Source organism: Rugamonas rubra (assembly GCF_900114705.1).
In the GTDB taxonomy this organism is placed as follows: domain Bacteria; phylum Pseudomonadota; class Gammaproteobacteria; order Burkholderiales; family Burkholderiaceae_D; genus Rugamonas; species Rugamonas rubra.
In genome coordinates this window covers 100,040-118,218 of the sequence record NZ_FOTW01000015.1, presented here as the reverse complement: position 1 = coordinate 118,218, position 18,179 = coordinate 100,040, and the positions used below count along the sequence as shown (strand labels likewise).

Below are 18,179 nucleotides of genomic sequence, written 5' to 3'. Positions count from 1 at the left end.
TCATGTGTCAGGGAGGCCGGCGATGAGCGGACCGAACGGCGACAAGCTGGACGCCTGCCTGGACCGCTTGGCCCAATGGTACGAGCAACAGCGCCCGGCACCGGACCTGGCGGCGCGCATCGCCGCCCGCGTGGCGGCCTGCGACGGCGAGCTCAGCGACGAACAGCTGGACTGGCTGTCGGCCGCCGGCGACGGCTTCGCACCGCCCGCGCCGGCCAAACCCGACACACCGTAGCTACGGCGACGAACCTGGGGCAGCGCCATTCAGCTGCACAGCAAGCTTCTACAAAGGGAATCAACATGTCGACGGAAAATATCGAGAAGTTCTACGCGCTGGCCTACCAGAACCCGGCGCTGGTCGAGGGCCTCAAGGCGGTGACCGAGCGGGAGGTCTACACCAAGCTGGCGATCGAACTGGGCGCGGCCAACGGCTGCGACTTCAACGCCGCCGAGGTCGCGGCCTGGACCGAGGCGAAGGCCGCCACCATCGCGGCCGGCGAGCTCGACGACCAGCAACTGGAGGCGGTGGCCGGCGGCAAGGGCGATCCGTTTGTCGCCATCGGCAGTGTCGCCAGCACCGCCTTCAACAGCTACTCCTACTTCACCAATCCCAGCTCGATGACCTACGGCGCCGACAACGGCAACGGCGGCAAATCGGTGCAGGCGATCATGCAGATCGCCAAGATGCTGCCGTAGCGCGGCGCGCACGAAAAAACGGGGCGCCACCGGCCCCGGCGCCAACCGGCGCCAACCGGCCGCCGCCCCGCCCTGGGCGGCGGCCCCATCCACCAACTGAAAAGAGCAAACACATGTCCATAGAAAATATCGAGAAGCTGTACGCGATGGCCCACGCCAACCCGGCACTGGTCGCCGGCCTGCCCAGCGACGGCGACGCCGCCGCCTACGCCGCCGCCGCCGTGCTGCTCGGCGCCGCCCACGGCTGCGCCTTCAGCGAGCAGGAGGCGGCCGGCTGGATCGCCGCCAAGGCGGCGGCGACGCGCAACGGCGAGCTCGACGACCTGCAGCTCGAGACAGTGGCCGGCGGCAAGGCCGGCCCGGGCATATCGAGCGGACAGCACAGCCACGGCCCGCTCTTCCCGCCGCGGTTCGTCGTGCCGGGCGGCGTCATCATGGACGGACCCAAAGGCTAAGCGCCCCGGCGCGCCCCGGCCCCGGCCCCACTCGGGTCGGGGCGCGCCGCCATCCCCATTCCCATCGCCCCCCCCCGCCCGCCGCAACCTGAAGACGCACCAACCATGACCACCGCCCCCTCCCCGCACGACCACGCCGGCGCCGCCGCCCCGATCGCCATCATCGGCATGGCCTGCCGCTTCCCCGGCGGGGCCGACGACACCGAGCGCTTCTGGCAGCTGCTGGCCGACGGCGCCGACGCCATGGGCCCGGTGCCGGCCGAGCGCTGGGACCTGCGCCGCTTCTACGACGCCGAGCCCGGCAGCGCCGGCAAGACGCAGGCGCGCGAGGCCGGCTTCCTGCGCCAGCCGATCGAGCTGTTCGACCCGCTGCCGTTCGGCATCTCGCCGCGCGAGGCCGAGGGACTCGACCCGCAGCAGCGCGTGCTGCTCGAGCTGGCCTGGGAAGCCCTCGAGGACGCCGGCCAGGACTTCGCCCGGCTGCGCGGCTCGGCCACCGGGGTGTTCATGGGCGGCTTCTGCCTGGACGCCATGCTCGTCCGGCTCAGCCCACTCAACCGCGAGCAGATCGACCAGCACACGGCGGCGGCGGCGACCATGACGATGCTGGCCAACCGGCTGTCCTACATCTTCGACCTGCGCGGCCCCAGCTTCAGCGTCGACACCGCCTGCTCGTCGTCGCTGGTGGCGGTGCACAACGCCTGCCAGAGCCTGTGGAGCGGCGCCTGCGAGCTGGCCCTGGCCGGCGGCGTCAACATCATGCAGGTGCCGGAGTACTTCGTCGCGCTGAGCCACGCCCGCATGCTCTCGCCGCTGGGCCGCTGCACCAGCTTCGACGAGCGCGCCGCCGGCTACGCCCGCGGCGAGGGCGGCGGCGTGGTGGTGCTCAAGCCGCTGGCGCGCGCGCTGGCCGACGGCGACCCGGTGCTGGCGGTGATCCGCGCCAGCGGCATCAACCACGACGGCCGCACCCAGGGCATCACCCTGCCCAATCCGGCGGCGCAGATGGCGCTGATGCGCGACGTCTACCGGCGCGCCGGCGTCGCCCCCGGCCAGGTCGCCTATGTCGAGGCGCACGGCACCGGCACGCGGGCCGGCGACAAGGCCGAGCTGGAGGCGCTCGGCAGCGTGATGGCCGAGGGCCGTCTGGCCGGCCAGCCCTGCCTGGTGGGCGCCGTCAAGTCGAACATCGGCCACCTCGAGGCGGCCTCCGGCATGGCCGGCCTGATCAAGGCCGTGCTGGCCCTGCAGCACCGCGCGCTGCCGCCCAACCTGCACCTGCGGGTGGCCAATCCGGACATCGACTGGGCCGGCCTGTGCCTGCGCCTGCCGGCGGCGATGCTGCCGCTGGCCGCCGCCGGCGCCGACCCGGCGGCGCCGCCCTACGCCGCCGTCAACTCCTTCGGCTACGGCGGCACCAACGCCCACCTGCTGCTGCAGGCGGCGCCGGCGGCGCCGGCGGCGGCCGGCGGCGGCGACGGCGCCGGCCCCTGGCTGCTGCCGCTGTCGGCCTGCGACGAGGCGGCCCTGCGCGCCCAGGCCGGCGCCTACGCCGCCCTGCTGCGCGACGGGCCGGCGCCGCTGGCCGACCTGCTGCGCAGCGCGGCGACGCGGCGCAGCCACCTGCCGCTGCGCCTGGCGGCGGGCGGCGAAGACCGCGCCGCGCTGGCCGCCGCGCTGGCCGGCTTCGCCGCCGGCGCCGGCGCCGGCCCGGCCCTGTTCTTGGGCGAGGCGCAGGCGCACGAGAGCGGCGCCCTGTTCGTCTACAGCGGCATGGGGCCGCAGTGGTGGGGCATGGGGCGCGAACTGGCGCGCCGCGAGCCGGTGTTCCGCGCCGCGCTCGACGAGGTCGACGCGCTGGTGCGGGCCCAGGCCGGCTGGTCGCTGCTGGCCGCGCTGGGCGAGAACGAGGCCGACAGCCGGGTCGGCGAGACCGCCGTGGCGCAGCCGGCCAACCTGGCCCTGCAGGTCGCCCTGACGCGCCTGCTGGCGCACTGGGGCGTGCGGCCGTCGGCGGTGCTCGGCCACAGCATCGGCGAGGTGGCGGCGGCCTGGGCCTGCGGCGCGCTCAGCCTGGCCGACGCGGTCAGCGTGGCGCTGCGCCGCAGCGAGCAGCAGCAGAGCCTGGCCGGCAGCGGCGGCATGCTGGCCGTCGGCCTGAGCGCCGAGGGCGCCGCCGGCCTGCTGCGCGACTATCCGGCGGTCGACCTGGCCGCGCTCAACGCGCCGCGCGCGCTGACCCTGGCCGGCCCGCTGGCCGAGCTGGCGGCGATCGGCGCCGAACTCGAGCGCTTCGAGGTGTTCCAGCGCCCGCTGCAGGTCGAGATCCCCTACCACAGCCGGGCCATGGAGGCGATCCGCGCGCCGCTGCTGGCGGCCCTGGCCCACCTGCGGCCGCAGCCGCCGCGCCTGCCCTGGTACTCGACGGTGCACGGCGCGCTGCAGCAGCAGCCCTGCGACGCCGCCTACTGGTGGAGCAACGTGCGCCAGCCGGTGCGCTTCCAGGCCGCCGTCGAGAGCGCGCTGGCCGACGGCCACCGCGGCTTCCTCGAGCTCGGCCCGCACCCGGTGCTGCTGACCTCGCTGCGCGAGCTGCTGCTGCGCCGCGACGACTGCTGGGCGGCGGCCACGCTGCAGCGCCAGCAGGGCGAGGCCGAGCGCATGCTGGCCGCCGCCGCCGCGCTGCACGTGCGCGGCTACGCGCTGGACTGGGCGGCGCTGGCGCCGCCCGGCGCGCCGGCCAAGCTGCCGGCCTACCCCTGGCAGCGCAAGGCTTACTGGAAGGAGAGCCGCCGCTCGCGCGAGGACAAGCGCGGCCGGCCGGGCGCCAGCTGGCTGTGGCAACGCCTGGCGACGCCGCTGCCGGCCTGGCAGGTCGAGCTCAACACCAATTTCTTCCCCTGGCTGCGCCAGCACAGCGTGGCCGGCCGCATGGTGCTGCCGGGCGCCGCCTACGTGGCGGCGGCGCTGGCGCTGCAACGCGAGGTCTACGGCGAGGCCGGCTGCGCCATCGAGGCGCTGGCCTTGCGCGCCATGCTGGTGATCGAGCCGGGCCGGCCGCGCAGCCTAGTCTCGGCGCTCGACGGCGAGGGCGGCTTCCGCATCTACAGCCACGCCGGCGAGGACGACGACGGCGCCTGGAGCCTGCACGCCGAGGGCCGCTTCCGGCCGGGCGCGGCGGCGCCGGCGCAACGGGTCGAGCTCGACGCGCTGCGCCGCCGCTGCCCGCGCCAGCTCGCCGTGGCCGACTACTACCAGGGCCTGGCCGCGCTGGGCCTGGAGTACGGGCCGGCGTTCCGCCGCATCACCGCGCTGCAGGTCGGCGCCGGCGAGGTGCTGCTCGAGCTGGACGGCGACGCCGCCGGCGACGCCGCCGACCCGCTGCCGCCGCCCCTGCTCGACGCCCTGTTCCAGGGCCTGTTCGCCGCCTTGGCCCTGGACAGCGGCCGGCCGGCGGCGATGGTGCCGGTGGCCATCGCCAGCCTGCGCCTGCAGGCGCCGCTGCCGGCGCGCCTGCTGGCCCACCTGGTGCTGCGCCGCCACGACGCCGAGCAGGCCGAGGCCGACCTGTTCCTGCTCGACCCGCAGGGCGGCGTGCTGGCCAGCGTCAGCGGCGCGCGCTGCCGCGCGCTGGCCCGGCCGCGCCAGCAACCGCGGCCGGAATGGCTGCACCAGCTGGCCTGGCGCGCCAGCGCCGGCACGGCGCCGCTGGCGCCGGCGCCGGGGCCGGCCTGGCTGCTGCTGGGCGGCGCCGCGCCGGCCGAGGCGCTGGCCGAGCGCCTGCGCCGACGCGGCCAGGCGCACCTGCGCCTGGCGCTGCCGCCGGCCGGCGCCGAGGCCGACCTGGCGCCGCTGCGCCAGCAGCTGCGCCAAGCCTGCCAGGGGCTGGCCCGCATGGCGCCGCTGGGCGGCGCGCGCCTGCTGGTGTTCCTCGACGAGGCGGCCGATCCGGCCGACAGCTACGCCACGGCGCTGCGCCACAGCCTGCTGCTGCTGGCGCTGGCCCAGGCGCTGGCGCTGGAGCTGGCCGACGGCGCCGCGCCGCCGGTGCTGTGTCTGCTCACCCGCATGGGCCAGACCGTGGCCGGCGCCGCCTGCGCCAATCCGGGCGGCGCCGCCGCCTGGGGCCTGCTGCGCGTGCTGGCCGGCGAGATGCCCGCCGTGGTCTGCCGCGCGGTCGACCTGGGCGGCGACCAACCCGCCGTCGAGGCCGCCTACCTGGAGCAGCTGTTCGCCGGCGACGGCGGCGGCGACGAGCTGGCGCTGCGCGACGGCCGGGGCTACCAGCTGGCCCTGCTCAACGGCGCCGCCGCGCCGGCCGCCGCGCCGCCGCTGCGCGAGTTCCCGCGCCACGCCGCGCTGCGCCTGGACGGCGCCAGCGCCGGCGGCGAGCAGGCGTACTGGCGCGAGGTGGCCGAACCGCTGGCCGGCGCCGGCCAAGTGCTGGTGCAGGTCGACTCCTGGCTGCTGGCGCCGGGCCCGGCGGCGGCCGACGGCGCCGTCGGCGGCGTCGAATGGCGCGGCCGCAGCGGCCCGCCGGGCGCCGAACGGCAGGTCTGGGGCCTGAGCCCGGCGGCCGGCGCGCTGGCCGTGGCCACCCGCCTGGCGCTCGCCGCCGACGCGGTGTGGCCGCTGCCGCCGGGCGCCTTCCCCGGCGCCGCGCTGCCGCTGCTGCAGGCCTGGCACGGCCTGGCCGTGCTGGGCCGGCTGCAAGCCGGCGACAGCGTGCTGCTGCACGACGCCGGCGGCGCCAACGCCGCGCCGTGGGCCGCAGTGGCGCGCCGGCTCGGCGCCAGGCTGCTGCTCGGCCTGCCCGCCGGCGCGGCGGCCGCCGGCGCGGCGGCCGACGAGCGGCTCGACGAGCGGCTCGACATCTCGCGCGCCGACTACGCCGAACAACTGCGCCGGCGCTGCCCCGCCGGCCCCGACCTGGTGCTGCTGCTGGGCGACGCCGCGCCGCCACCGGCCGCCGCGCTGGCCGCCGGCTGCCGCCTGCTGCCGCTCGACACGGCGCTGCCGGCCACGCTGGCCGGCGCCCTGCTGGCGGCCGGGGTGCAGCTGCTGCCCTGGCGGCCCGCCGCCGCGCCCGGCGCCGAGGCGCGCGCCTGGCTGGAACGGCAACTGGCCGACGGCTGGCGCGCCGAGCCGGCGCCGCCCGCCGCCGCCGACAACGCCGACATCAACGACGGCGACGCCCCGGCGGCGCACGGCGCCGCGCTGGCCGCCGCGCTGGCGCTGGCGCGCGGCGGCGCCACCAGCCGCCTCGACCTGGCGGCCACGCCGTCGATCCGCGCCCTGCCGGCCGAGCGCAGCTACTACGGCCTGCGCCGCCATGGCAGCTACCTGATCACCGGCGGCGCCTCCGGCTTCGGCCTGGCGCTGGCCGAATGGCTGGCCGGCCAGGGCGTCGCCCACCTGGTGCTGGCGAGCCGGCGCGGCCGCGTCGAGGCGGCCGACCAGGCCCGCCTCGAGCGCCTGCGCGGCGCCTGCCGCGTAAGCCTGGCCGCCGTCGACGTCACCGCGCCGGACGCCGTCGCCCGGCTGGTGGCGGACCTGGAGCGCGACGGGCCGCCGCTGCGCGGCGTGTTCCACTGCGCCATGGTGCTGGCCGACGGCTGGCTGACCGACCTCGACGCGGCGGCCGTGCGGCGCGTGCTGCAGCCCAAGGTGCAGGGCGCGCTGCACCTGCACCAGGCCACGCTTGCGATGGAGCTCGACTGTTTCGTGCTGTTCTCCTCGGTCTCGGCGCTGGTCGGCAACCCCGGCCAGGCGGCCTACGCCGCCGCCAACGCCTGCCTCGACGCCGTCGCCCACTGGCGCCACGGCCTCGGCCTGCCCGCCCTCAGCGTCAACTGGGGGGTGATCGGCGACGTCGGCGTGGCCGCGCGCGACGCCGCCCTGCTCGAGCAGCTGCGCCTGTCGGGCATGGCCGGCCTGGACTCGGCCGACGCGCTGGCCGCGCTGGGCGCGCTGCTGCTCGACGGCAGCACCCAGGCCGGCGTGTTCGACATGGACTGGGCGCGCTGGCGCCGCGCCGCGCCGTCCTGGCCGGCGCGCCTGCACGGGCTGGCGCCGGCCGAACTGGCCGACGGCGGGCCGCGCCAGCGCCTGCAGCTGGCCCTGGCCGGCCTGGCGCCGGAAGCGCAGTGCGCGCTGCTCGGCGCGCAGCTGCGGCGCCAGTTGGCGCGCATCCTCGGCCAGCAGGAGGAGCAGCTGTCGCTGCACCAGCAGATCGGCCGCCTCGGCCTGGACTCGCTGTCGACGCTGGAATGGGTCTTGCTGGTCAACCAGGAATGGGGCCTGAACGTCTCGGCGGTCGAGCTGCTCAACGCCGCCAGCCTGGCCGCGCTGGCGGCCAGCCTGCTGCCGCGGGTGGCGCCGTGAGCGCGGCGGTGCTGGTGCTGTCGGCCGGCCAGCTGCGCGCCGGCGGCGCCGCGCTGGCGGCGATGACCTTCCCGCACTACCGCCCGCTGCTGGCCGACGCCGACGCGGCCGACCTGCTGGCGCTGGCGGTGCTGCACGACGGCCTGCCCTGCGCCCTGCTGCTGGCGCGGCGCGGCGAGGCTTCGCTGCTGTCGCTGTTCGTCGCCGCCGGCCAGCGCCGCCAGGGACTTGCGCGGCGCCTGCTGGCGGCGCTCGAACAGCAACTGGTGCGCGGCGGCGGCCAGGCCGTCGCCACGGCGTGGATGGACAACATGCCGGCCGCCGCCGCCTTCGCCGCCCTGCTGCGCGACGCCGCCTGGGCCGAACCGCAACCGCGCATGGTGCTCTACCGCGCCGACCTGGCGCGGCTGGCGCGGGCCGACTGGCTGCTCGGCCTGGCCGAGCCGCCGGCCGGCCACGCCATCGTGCCCTGGTCCGGGCTCGACGCCGGCCAGCTGGCCACGCTGCGCCAGGCGGTGCGCTTCGAGGCCTGGGTGCCGCCCGACCTGGTGCCGTTCGACTTCGCCGGCGCCGGCCTGGACGGCGCCGCCGCCGAACCCCGGCTGGCCCTGGCCTACACCGTCTGGGGCGAGGTGGTCGGCTGGAACCTGGCCCACCGGCTCGACGCCGACACCGTGCGCGCCAGCTGCACCTTCGTGCGGCCCGAGCTCCAGCAGCAGTTGCTGATGCTGTCGCTGTGGCGCGCCGCCTTCGGCGCCGCCGCCGCCGCCGGCTACCGCACGGTGTCCTGGGCGGTGGCGCGGCAGCGCCCGGCCATGCTGGCGTTCAACGACAGGTTCATGGCGCCCTACCTGGCACAGCGCAGCGAAAGCTGGGCCTGTGGCAAGCGGCTGGCCCCACCCGACCAAGGAATTTGATGCAACTCGACCATCCCACGCTGCGCGGCAGCACGATCCGCCTGGAACCGCTGGCGCAGCACCACGCCGCCGACCTGGCGCTGGCCTGCGCCGACTCGGCCGACGGCAGCCGCAGCATCTGGCGCTACCTGCTCGACGCCCGCATCTACCGCGCCAGCGGCATGGACGGCCTGGTGCGCAGCCTGCTCGAGCGGCGCGGCGCCGGCAGCGACCTGCCGTTCGCCATCGTCGAACTGGACTCCGGCCGCGCCGTCGGCACCACCCGCTTCATGGAGATCGAACTCGACAACCGGGTGGTCGAGATCGGCACCTGGATCGGCCTGGCCCACCAGGGCGGCGGCATCAACCTGGAGAGCAAGTATCTGATGCTTCAGCACGCCTTCGAGCGGCTCGGCGTGGCCCGCGTGCAGTTCAAGATCGACCACCGCAACCTCGCCTCCATCGCCGCCGTCGAGCGCCTGCACGCGCAGCGCGAGGGGGTTCTGCGCAACCACATCGTGCTGGCCGACGGCACGGCCCGCTCGTCGGTCTACTACAGCATGCTCGACAGCGAGTGGCCGGCGCTCGAGATTCATCTGCGCACGCTGCTGGCGCGCGGCCGGCGCGCCGCCGGGGCCGCCGCCGGGGCGCCCTGCGAACATGGCTGAGGCCGCATCCGCGCCGGCCACGCTGCGCCGCCGCCTGCTGGCGCTGGCCGCCGGCCTGGCCCTGTTCAGCGTCGGCATGAGCGTGCTGCTGGTCGCGTTCAAGCTGGACAACACCCTGCGCGAGCTGCGCCACGGCCGCTTCAGCCTGGTCGCGGGCGACGTCGCCCGCGTCGTCGAACACAGCCTCTCGCTCGGCATGGACCTGGCCGACCTGGGCGCGCTCGACGCCCTGCTGCAACGGCGCGGCCGCGCCGACGGCGCGATCCTGTCGATCGACGTCGCCGACGCCGCCGGGCGCGTGCTCTACAGCAGCGCCGCCGAGCGCCGGGCGCGGGCCATGCCGGCCGCCTGGCGCGCGGCGCTGCGGCGGCCGCCAAGCGGCGCCGGAACGGCGGCCGCCGCGGCCGGCTGGCGCTGGCGCGGCGACGACGACGACGAAGCGGTCGCCGGCGCGTTCGTCGACAACAGTTTCGCCGTGCCGCAGGGCTACGTGGCGGTGCGCTACGTCAGCGGCCGGGAAGGCCAGGCGCGGCGCCACTTGGCGGTGGCGCTGTGGCCGGCCGCGCTGGCCGTGCTCGGCGCCGCCGCCGCCGCGCTGTGCCTGCTCGCCACCTGGCTGGCGCGGCGCTTCGAACGCGAGCTGGCGCGCGCCGTCGCCGGCGTCGACGGCAAGCTGCCCGCCGCCGCCGGCGGCGACGGCTGGGCCGCCCTGGTCGGCCCGGCGCTGCGCCAGCTCGACGGCGCCGAGGCCGCGCTGGCCGCCTGGCGCGCCGGCGCGCCAACGGCGCCGCCGGCCGGCGCGCCGGCACCGATGTACGACGACGCCGAGGCGCTGCCCGGGCGCCGCCTAGGCCGGCTGGGCATGGCCGCCATGCTGCTCATCGCCGCCGCCGCGATGGCGGCGCTGTGCGGCTACGCGCTGCTGCGGGCCGAAGGCGCGCTGCTCGACGAGGCGGCGGGCAAGGCCGAAGCGGTCGCCCTGTCGCTGGCCGGCACCTTCGAACGCGCCGCACTGCTCGGCATTCCGCTCGAACGGATCACCGGCGTGGCCGCCGCGCTCGACGAGGTGCGCGCCCGCAACGGCGAACTGGCCGGCCTCGCCGTGCTGGCCGGCGGCGCCACGCTGTACCGCAGCGGCGACGCCGGCGCGGCGCGGCCGGAGCTGTCGCGCACCGTGCCGCTGGCCAGCGCCGGCGGCGGCGCCGACGCCCGCTTGCAGGTGGCGCTCGACCCCGGCGTCGTCGAGCAGCTGTTCGCCGAACTGGCCCTCGACTTCGCGGTGATCCTGCTGGTGGCGCTGTTCCTGATGCTGGAACTGGCCGACGCGCTGACCGGCGCCCTGCTGCTCAGGCCGCTGCGCACCCTGTGCCGCGACGCCCGCGCGCTCGGCGCCGGCCGCCTGGGTGTCGCCGTCGCCGCCGACCACCCCGGCGCCATGGGCGCGTTGGCGCTGGCGCTGCAGCGGCGCCAGGCGCGCGTGCTGGCCGACTACCGCGCCTGCCGGCGCCGCCTGGCCGACCAGCTGGCGGCCCGCCACGGCGCCGACGCCGACGCGCCGGCGCGCGCCGCCCTCGCCGCGCTGCGCCGGCTGCGCGACCGCTACGGCCTGGTCCACGGCGCGCCGCGCGCCTTGCCGCCCGAGCGCGCCGGCGCGCTCGGCAGCATGCGCGCGCCCTTCTTCCTGCTGCTGCTGGCCGAGGACCTGTCGCGCGGCTTCCTACCCATCTACGCCGGACAAATGGCCACCGGCGCGCTGGCCATCCCGCCCGGCGCGGTGGTCGGCCTGCCGATCTTCCTGTTCATGTTCATCGTCGCGGTGTCGCAGCCGGGCCTGGGCGCCTGGAGCGAGCGGCGCGGCCGCCGTGCCGCCTTCCTGCTCGCCGCCGCGCTCGCCGTGGCCGCCCACCTGCTCTCGGCCCAGGCCGCCAGCCTGGCCGGCCTGCTGGCCTGGCGCGCCGCCGCCGGCCTGGCCTGGGCCGGCGCCTTCGTCGCCGCGCAGGGCATGGTGCTGGCCTACACCGACCAGTCCTCGCGCGCCAAGGGCCTGGCCGGCTTCGTCGCCGTGGTGCTGGTGTCGCTGGCCTGCGGACCGGCGCTCGGCGGCCTGCTGGCCGACGCGCTCGGCTACCGCGCCACCTTCCTGCTGGCCGCCCTGCTGGCCGCCGCCGCGCTGCTGCTGGCCTGGCGCACCCTGCCGCGCGCCGCGCCGGCGCCGCCGCCGGGCGCCGCCACGGCGCGCCCGGCCGGCGTCGGCGCGCTGCCGCTGCACCCGCTGCGGAACTGGCGCTTCCTCGGCCTGCTGTTGCTGGCGGCGGTGCCGGCCAAGCTGATCCTGGTGGCGTTCTGCTACTACCTGATGCCGCTGTACCTGGCCGCCGCCGGCTATTCGGCGGCGATGGCGGGACGGGTCATCATGGTCTACTCGGTGGTCATGGTGCTGCTGCTGCCGCTCGGCGCCGACGCCTTCGAGCGGCTGCGGCGGCGCCGCCGCATCACCCCGCACGCCTGGTTCGTCGGCGCCGGCGTGGCCTGCTCCGGCCTGGCCGGCGGTGCCATGCTGCTGCCCAGCGAGATCATGGCCGCCACCGTGCTGGCCGGCGTGCTGGGCGCGGCGCAGGCGCTCAGCATCTCGGCCCAGGCGGCCATGGTGCCGCAGCTGGCCCGCCGCGAGATCGCCCGCCACGGCGAGGCGGTGGTGTACGGCTACTACCGGCTGGTCGAACGCATCGGCAGCGCGCTCGGACCGCTCGTCGCCGGCGCCATGCTGCAACTGCTCGGCTTTCGGCTGTCCTTCCTCGCGCTGGGCGGCGTGGTGTTCGCCTGCGGCCTGCTGTTCGCGCTGCTGTTCGCCCGCCCCAGCCAATTGACTGCGGCGCCGGCGGTGGCGGTGGCGCCGTGAGCGGCGCCACCGCGCGGGCCGCACGGCGCCGCTTCCTGCTCGCCGCCGCGCTGGGCGCGCCGGCCCTGCTCGGCGCCGCCGGCGCGGCGGCGGCGCCGAAACGGCGCATCCACATGGTCACCTGGCGCGGCGCCAGCGAGGTCGAGCGGGGCTTCGTCGACTATTGGAAGCGGCAGCCGGAACAGGTCGAATTCGTCTGGCAGGACGCGGCCCAGAGCCACGCCCGGCTGGCCGCCATCGGTGACGATATCGTGCGCGGCCAGCCCGACCTGGTGTTCAGCTGGGGCACCCCGGCCACGCTGGGCCTGGCCGGACCGGCCGACCGGCCGCACCCGGTGATCGGCCGCCGCATCCCGCTGGTGTTCGCCCCCTCGGCCGACCCGCTGGCCGCCAACATCGTCGCCGCGCTGCGCGGCCACGGCCGCAACATCTCGGGCGTCTGCCACGTCGCGCCGCTGGCCACGCAGATCGAGGTGATGCGCGCCTACCGGGCCATCGGCGGCGTCGGCATCCTGTACAACCGGCTGGAGGCGAACTCGGTGGCGAACCTCGCCGCCTGGCGGCGCGCCGGCAGCCAGGGCGGCTTCAAGGTGCTCGCCAGCAGCTTCCCGCTGGACCGGCGCGGCGCCGCCGCGCCCCTGGCGCCGCAGGAGCTCGGCGCCGTCCTCGACGGCATGCGCGAGGGCGGCGCCAACTGGCTCTACCTGGGACCGGACACGCACCTGTTCACCCAGCTCGACGCCGTCGCCGAGGCGGCGCGGCAGCGCGCGCTGCCCACCTTCGCCGCCGTCGAATCGCTGCTGGGCGGCGGCGCGCCGGTGCTGCTGGGCCTGGTCTCGAAGTTCTACCAGGTCGGCCAGTTCGCCGCCCACAAGGCGCAGCGCATGCTGCGCGGCGAACAGGAGGTGCCGATCGACACGCTGCAACGCTTTTCACTCATTGTCAATCTGGCGGTGGCCGAGGCGATCGACGCCTATCCGCCGATGGGGCTGATCGATTACGCCGAGTTCCGCCGCTGAGCCCTGCCGAGCCGGCCGACGGATCAAGCCGCCGGCGCCGACTCCAGCATCTGCACGAAGGCCAGCGAGGCCTTGCTCTTGTAGCGCGAGCCCGGTGATCGCCGCCGACGGCGAGGACGTCGCCGCCGCCATCGGCTTCACCGCCGTGCTCGGCATGGTGGTCGTGCTGGTCCTGCCCCTGCTGGTGCCGGCGCTGTCGTTCTCGCCAACCCAGTACGGCGTGTTCGCCAGCCCCACCGTGTACGCCGTGCCGCAGGTGCTGGCGGCGACCGGTTCGGTGTCGCTGTTGAGCGTGCACATCGGCACGCTGGTCAAGCTGGTGCGCGTGCTGTTGCCGGGGCCGGTGGTGCTGTTGCTGTCGCTGCTGGCGCTGGCGGCGATCAGCCTGGCGGCGATCCAGCTGCTCGGCATCGCCTGAGTTGGCGCAGACAATGTTAAACTGCGCCCCTTACACCGAATTGATGAAGCCATGACGAACAAAAAACAGCCTCCTGCCAAACGCACAGTCGAGGCCACAGCCCCTGTCGGTCGCCCGGAAAACCCCTTCCTGAGCACCGAGTTCTTCCAGCGCATGCGCGACTACACGGAGCGCGACGCCGCCTTCTCGAAGGAGTTGAAGGCGATCGGCGAGCGCGGCGCGAGCAAACTGAGCGGCGATGCGCGCACCGCGCCCTCGCTGGCCATCCTGCGCGGCGTGGTCAAGAAGGGCCTGACGCTGGAGCAAATGTTCGAGCGCATCGTGCAGGGCGTCGAGTCCGGCCTGTGGGAACCTTGGCTGGCGCCGTACGGCATCGAACTACGCGGCGTCAACTACACCAAGGGCGAGCCGCGCAACGCCCGCCTGGCGCTGGACATGAGCCTGGCCTGCAAGGCCAACTCGCCCTTCGCCAACGCCGGCGTGCCGAACTGGCGCAGCATCGTGGTGGAGGACTGCTTGCAGGTGCAGATCGACAAGCCAACCGAGAAGTCGGGCGCCAAGGTCTACGCCATCTTCACGCTGGACGCCGCCAAGTAAACCGTTTCGACGGCGGATCGCGGCCGTTGCGCCGCGCCGCCCGTCCCATCGCCTCCGCCCCCCGGATCGCGCGAATCAATCGCCCTCGGCATATTCAATTCAATATTAATAGTTACGGCCGGCCGCTTATCGAAAATACAATCGATTTGCTAGCCACCTGCTGTGTCAAGTTATTATTTAAATATCATAACTCGACGTTGGAATCGTCCCACACCCGCCTTGTTCCCGTTCAATTTCTGCAATACTAAAACACCGGTGTCGAATCTCGCCTGCTCACCGGGAATTTCTACTTCAGCATTCTCCAACCATCCGTCTTTACTATTAAAAAGGATGCCGTATGCCTGTCGATAAAGGAACCCAGCCAGCGAATAGTTCTCAGGAAACATATGACGTGATCGTCATCGGCGGTGGCCCGATGGGACTCGCCACCGCCTACTACAACAGCAAACGCGCCGCCAAGACGCTGGTGCTGGAACAATTCACCTACTTCAACCAGCAGGGCAGCTCGGCCGGCATGTCGCGCCAGTTCCGCATCCCCTACCCCGACGAATACATGGTGAAGATGGCCGAGGACGCGCTGCCCTACTGGGCCGAGCTGCAGAGCCACACCGAGGAGCAACTGCTGACCACCGTCGGCACGCTGTGGTTCGGCGATCCGGCGGTGCAATCGACCGAGGGCAATATCGCCGCCGCCGAGTTGGCCATGCAGGCGCTGGACGTGCCCTACACCTCGCTGACGGTGGCGCAAATCGAAGAGCAATACCATTTTAAGGACTTGCCGGAGAACTATCGCGGCCTGTTCCAGGCCGACGGCGCCAGCATCGACCTGCACGCCACCCAGCGCACCTTGTACGACTGCAACCTGGCCAGCCCCCACGTGACGATGCTCGACCAGTCGCCGGTGATCGGCATCGAACAGTCCGATCAACTGTTCATGATCACCACCCCGGGCGGCACCTTTGTCGGCAAGAAGCTGGTGATCGTGCCGGGGCCGTACATCAACGACGTCATCAACCTGCTCAAATTCAGGATCGACGCGACCTACTGGAACATGGCCTCGACCTATTTCAAGAAGAGCGATCCGAGCATTCAGTACCCGACCTGGTTTGTTTTCCAGGAACCGGCCGGCGACAGCGGCAACCAGTTCTACGGCTTTCCCGAAGTGGACTGGGACCACCCCGGCTACATCCGCGTCGCGCCGGACTTCGTGATGACGCCGCTGGCCGACCCGAACCAGGCCAGCTTCATCCCCAATCCCCAGGAGATCGCCTACACGGTCGAGTGGGTGCAGCAGCACATGAGCGGCCTCGACCCCACGCCACACTACAAGTCGACCTGCCTGGTGGCGCTGAGCAATATCCCGGCCAAGGAAATGTTGATCGATTTCGCACCGATCTATGTGCCGAACCACAAGAGCATCGCGATGTACGCGACCGGCTGGGCGGCCAAGTTCGTCCCCCTGCTGGGCCAAATCCTGTCGGAAATGGCGCTCGACGGCAAAAGCAGCTACGACATCTCCCACTTCCAGACCGGCCACCGTTACTTCAAGGCCATGTAAACCACTTCGAACAACGACAAGGAGACTATGATGGTTGATAAAAATACAGCACTGAACACCGGCATGCAGGACGGCTTGAAGTTGGAGGTGGCCATCGTCGGCGCCGGCATTTCCGGCATCTACTCGGCGTACCGCCTAACCACGGCGGGCGCCAACAGCGGCGCCCAGGTGCAGGTGTTCGACATGAACACGCGCATCGCCGGCCGGCTCGAATCGGTGCGCCTGCCCGGCTTGCCGACGGTGCAGGGCGAACTGGGCGGCATGCGCTACCTGACCTCGCAAAAGATCGTCACCACGCTGATCGAGGAGGTGTTCGCCGATCAAATGGAGGCCGTCGATTTCCCGATGGGCGACCCGGCGACATTGTTCATGTATTTACGCAAGGATCGCTGCAAACAGAACGCCTGGACCGCCGCGCAGGCGAATGGCGATAAACTACTCACCCGCTACTATTTAAATGACGACGACATCGGCTTCAGCGCCGACCAGTTATTCAGCAAGGTGATTTACGATGTGCTGGTCGCCGACCCGTGGTTCATGGAGAATTTCGGCGAGTATGTGCAAAAGATCGACGAATATAACTATTCCGTTCGATTGACTCTGGAACAGTGGGACCAGGTCAAGCCGTATCTGACTTACCAGTTTGAAGGTTCGCCATACGATAAACGCTTGGTCAACGACATCGGCTTTTGGAATTTGCTCAAGGACCAGGTATCGCAGGAAGGCTATACCTTCCTGTCGACCGGCGGCGGCTATTATTCCAACACCATCAACTGGAACGCGGCCGAAGCGTTTCCCTATATGATGGGCGACTTCTCGGCCAGCGCGATCTACAAGACCATCGCCTCCGGTTTCGACAGCACCGTGTATGCGATGGCGAATGAGTACATGGCCTACGAAGGCGCCTGCATCTGGACGGAAAACAAGCTGCTGACCTTCAACAAGGAGCACGCGGAATCGGCCACCCACCGTTACGAGCTGGTGTTCCTCAACCTACGTTCGAACCAGCAATGGAAGGTGTACGCCAACAGCCTGGTGCTGGCAATGCCGAGGCGCTCGCTGGAACTGCTGGACCAAGACAATTTCTTCTTCAACATCAACGAAAACACCACGTTGAACAACAACATCCGCTCGGTCATCATGGAGCCGGCGTACAAGATCCTGATGGGATTCGACACGCCGTGGTGGAACGAACTGGGCATCACGGCCGGCCACTCGATCACCGACCTGCCGATGCGCCAGTGCTACTATTTCGGCACCGGCCAATTCAGCGACCATTCGATGCTGCTCGGCAGCTATGGCGACATGGAAACCGAATCATTCTGGAAGGCGCTGTCCGACGACCCGGTCAAGTTCCGCGTGCGCAAAACGCGGCTGGCCTCGCTGCAGGAAGTCGAGGCCCTCAACGATGTCCAGGCCAGCGACATGATGGTCAAGGAGGTGGTCGACGAGCTGCGCGAACTGCACGGTGTCGGCGTGCCCTTGCCCTATGTCACCTGGTTCAAGGACTGGGGCGACGACCCGTTCGGCGCAGGCTACCACGCCTGGAAGGCCGGCTACAAGGTGCAGAACGTCATGCCCTACATGCGCAAGCCGGACCAGGCCGAGAACATCCACATCTGCGGCGAAGCCTATTCCGACCAACAGGGCTGGGTCGAGGGCGCCTTCTGCGAAGCGGAAAAGATGCTGGAATCCTACTTCGGGCTGACACGGCCTAGCTGGCTGCCGGCCAGCTACTACCTGGGCTGGTAAGTCGGCGGGACTGCGGGCGGGCCGGTGGCAGCCGGTCGCCCGCAGCGTAGAGCGCCAGTTCGACATCGCACAAGCATAGTGGAGGTTTGCCCGCACGAGCATTTCCAGTTGAGGTACGCTGCCAGCATTGCCAACGTGTAGACAATCTGACCAAGTGTTCACGCCCTCCTCGCTCAGATGGTTTCTGCTCAAGCCGCCAGCAAGTGCTTTTCCTCCACGCCCCAAGCGACGTTCACCGGCACATGGTGTATTATTTGTGCATGCTTTTGCGCTCTTTTTCTGGTCATCGCGATGACCGAGCGGGGCCAAAACCCCGCCTGGAAACCGCCATTGCCTTTGCAAATATTCGCGCTTATTCTGGTAATTTCGGCCATAGTACTTGGGTATAACGCACAGTCCGTGCCCGCACAGCCATCTGCGGAGCAACGACTGCCGCGTCTGGAGAAATGAAATGAACCGTAATGACGACAGATCCGTCGACATCGTGGTCGAGCACAGCAGGCAAGCCCGGGTTATTGACAAAAAGGATATTGAAGCGCTGGAGGCAAAACTCAGGGCGGCTCATCCCGTCAGCATCTCAAGCGATGAAGCTCAGCTGCTGCAGTCCATACTGCACGAGTATGCTCAAAGGACGTCGAGCACGCCGTCACCGCAGAAGTTACAACCGAGCCGGCTCACCAATTTTGCTACGGTGGTTACGGCAGGCGTCTCGACCGGCTTGCTCTGCATGCTGCTATTCCCCACTCAGCCAATTGTGCCGATAGTCGTCGCCATCGTCGCGACCATTGCCGCAAAAATCGCGCTGCCGTGGATGAATAGCCTCTGACGGCTACACCG

The 18,179-nt window shown here is 72.1% G+C and carries 13 protein-coding genes; all 13 read left to right on the top strand.

Going from position 1 to position 18,179, the window contains the following annotated elements; genetic code table 11:
* Positions 1–22 precede the first annotated feature (22 nt).
* The 13 genes from BM252_RS16570 (at position 23) to BM252_RS16510 (ending at position 18,168) form a co-directional block, all read left to right on the top strand.
* On the top strand, positions 23–235 hold the full coding sequence (locus BM252_RS16570) for a hypothetical protein (protein ID WP_093388776.1): 213 nt from the start codon (positions 23–25) through the stop codon (positions 233–235).
* 65 nt (positions 236–300) lie between these two features.
* Entirely contained in the window at positions 301–696 is a 396-nt protein-coding gene (locus BM252_RS16565) for a Nif11 family protein (RefSeq protein WP_093388775.1), read from the top strand.
* Positions 697–809: 113 nt separating this feature from the next.
* A complete protein-coding gene (locus BM252_RS16560) occupies positions 810–1,151 on the top strand; it encodes a hypothetical protein (protein WP_093388774.1) in 342 nt (113 codons plus the stop codon).
* Between the two features lie 105 nt (positions 1,152–1,256).
* Positions 1,257–7,535: a type I polyketide synthase gene (locus BM252_RS16555; RefSeq protein WP_093388773.1), complete on the top strand. Its 6,279-nt coding sequence runs from the start codon at positions 1,257–1,259 to the stop codon at positions 7,533–7,535.
* The gene (locus BM252_RS16550; RefSeq protein ID WP_093388772.1) at positions 7,532–8,452 is read left to right on the top strand and encodes a GNAT family N-acetyltransferase; all 921 of its coding nucleotides are present in this window, start codon (positions 7,532–7,534) and stop codon (positions 8,450–8,452) included. Before BM252_RS16555 ends, BM252_RS16550 begins: the two co-directional genes overlap by 4 nt.
* A complete protein-coding gene (locus BM252_RS16545; protein WP_093388771.1) occupies positions 8,452–9,099 on the top strand; it encodes a GNAT family N-acetyltransferase in 648 nt (215 codons plus the stop codon). Before BM252_RS16550 ends, BM252_RS16545 begins: the two co-directional genes overlap by 1 nt.
* Entirely contained in the window at positions 9,092–11,998 is a 2,907-nt protein-coding gene (locus BM252_RS16540; protein WP_093388770.1) for an MFS transporter, read from the top strand. The genes BM252_RS16545 and BM252_RS16540 overlap by 8 nt, the downstream gene beginning before the upstream one ends.
* On the top strand, positions 11,995–13,017 hold the full coding sequence (locus BM252_RS16535) for an ABC transporter substrate-binding protein (RefSeq protein WP_093388769.1): 1,023 nt from the start codon (positions 11,995–11,997) through the stop codon (positions 13,015–13,017). The genes BM252_RS16540 and BM252_RS16535 overlap by 4 nt, the downstream gene beginning before the upstream one ends.
* Positions 13,018–13,111: 94 nt before the next feature.
* Positions 13,112–13,435: a putative sulfate exporter family transporter gene (locus BM252_RS16530; RefSeq protein ID WP_245774298.1), complete on the top strand. Its 324-nt coding sequence runs from the start codon at positions 13,112–13,114 to the stop codon at positions 13,433–13,435.
* 51 nt (positions 13,436–13,486) lie between these two features.
* Complete coding sequence (locus BM252_RS16525; protein WP_093388767.1) at positions 13,487–14,032, top strand: hypothetical protein; 546 nt, start codon at positions 13,487–13,489, stop codon at positions 14,030–14,032.
* Positions 14,033–14,423: 391 nt separating this feature from the next.
* Positions 14,424–15,590, top strand: a complete 1,167-nt coding sequence (locus BM252_RS16520) for an FAD-dependent oxidoreductase (RefSeq protein WP_245774297.1) — start codon at positions 14,424–14,426, stop codon at positions 15,588–15,590.
* Positions 15,591–15,617: 27 nt separating this feature from the next.
* Positions 15,618–17,342, top strand: a complete 1,725-nt coding sequence (locus BM252_RS16515) for a flavin monoamine oxidase family protein (protein ID WP_217429920.1) — start codon at positions 15,618–15,620, stop codon at positions 17,340–17,342.
* A 451-nt stretch (positions 17,343–17,793) separates the two neighbouring features.
* Complete coding sequence (locus BM252_RS16510; protein ID WP_093388765.1) at positions 17,794–18,168, top strand: hypothetical protein; 375 nt, start codon at positions 17,794–17,796, stop codon at positions 18,166–18,168.
* Positions 18,169–18,179 lie beyond the last annotated feature (11 nt).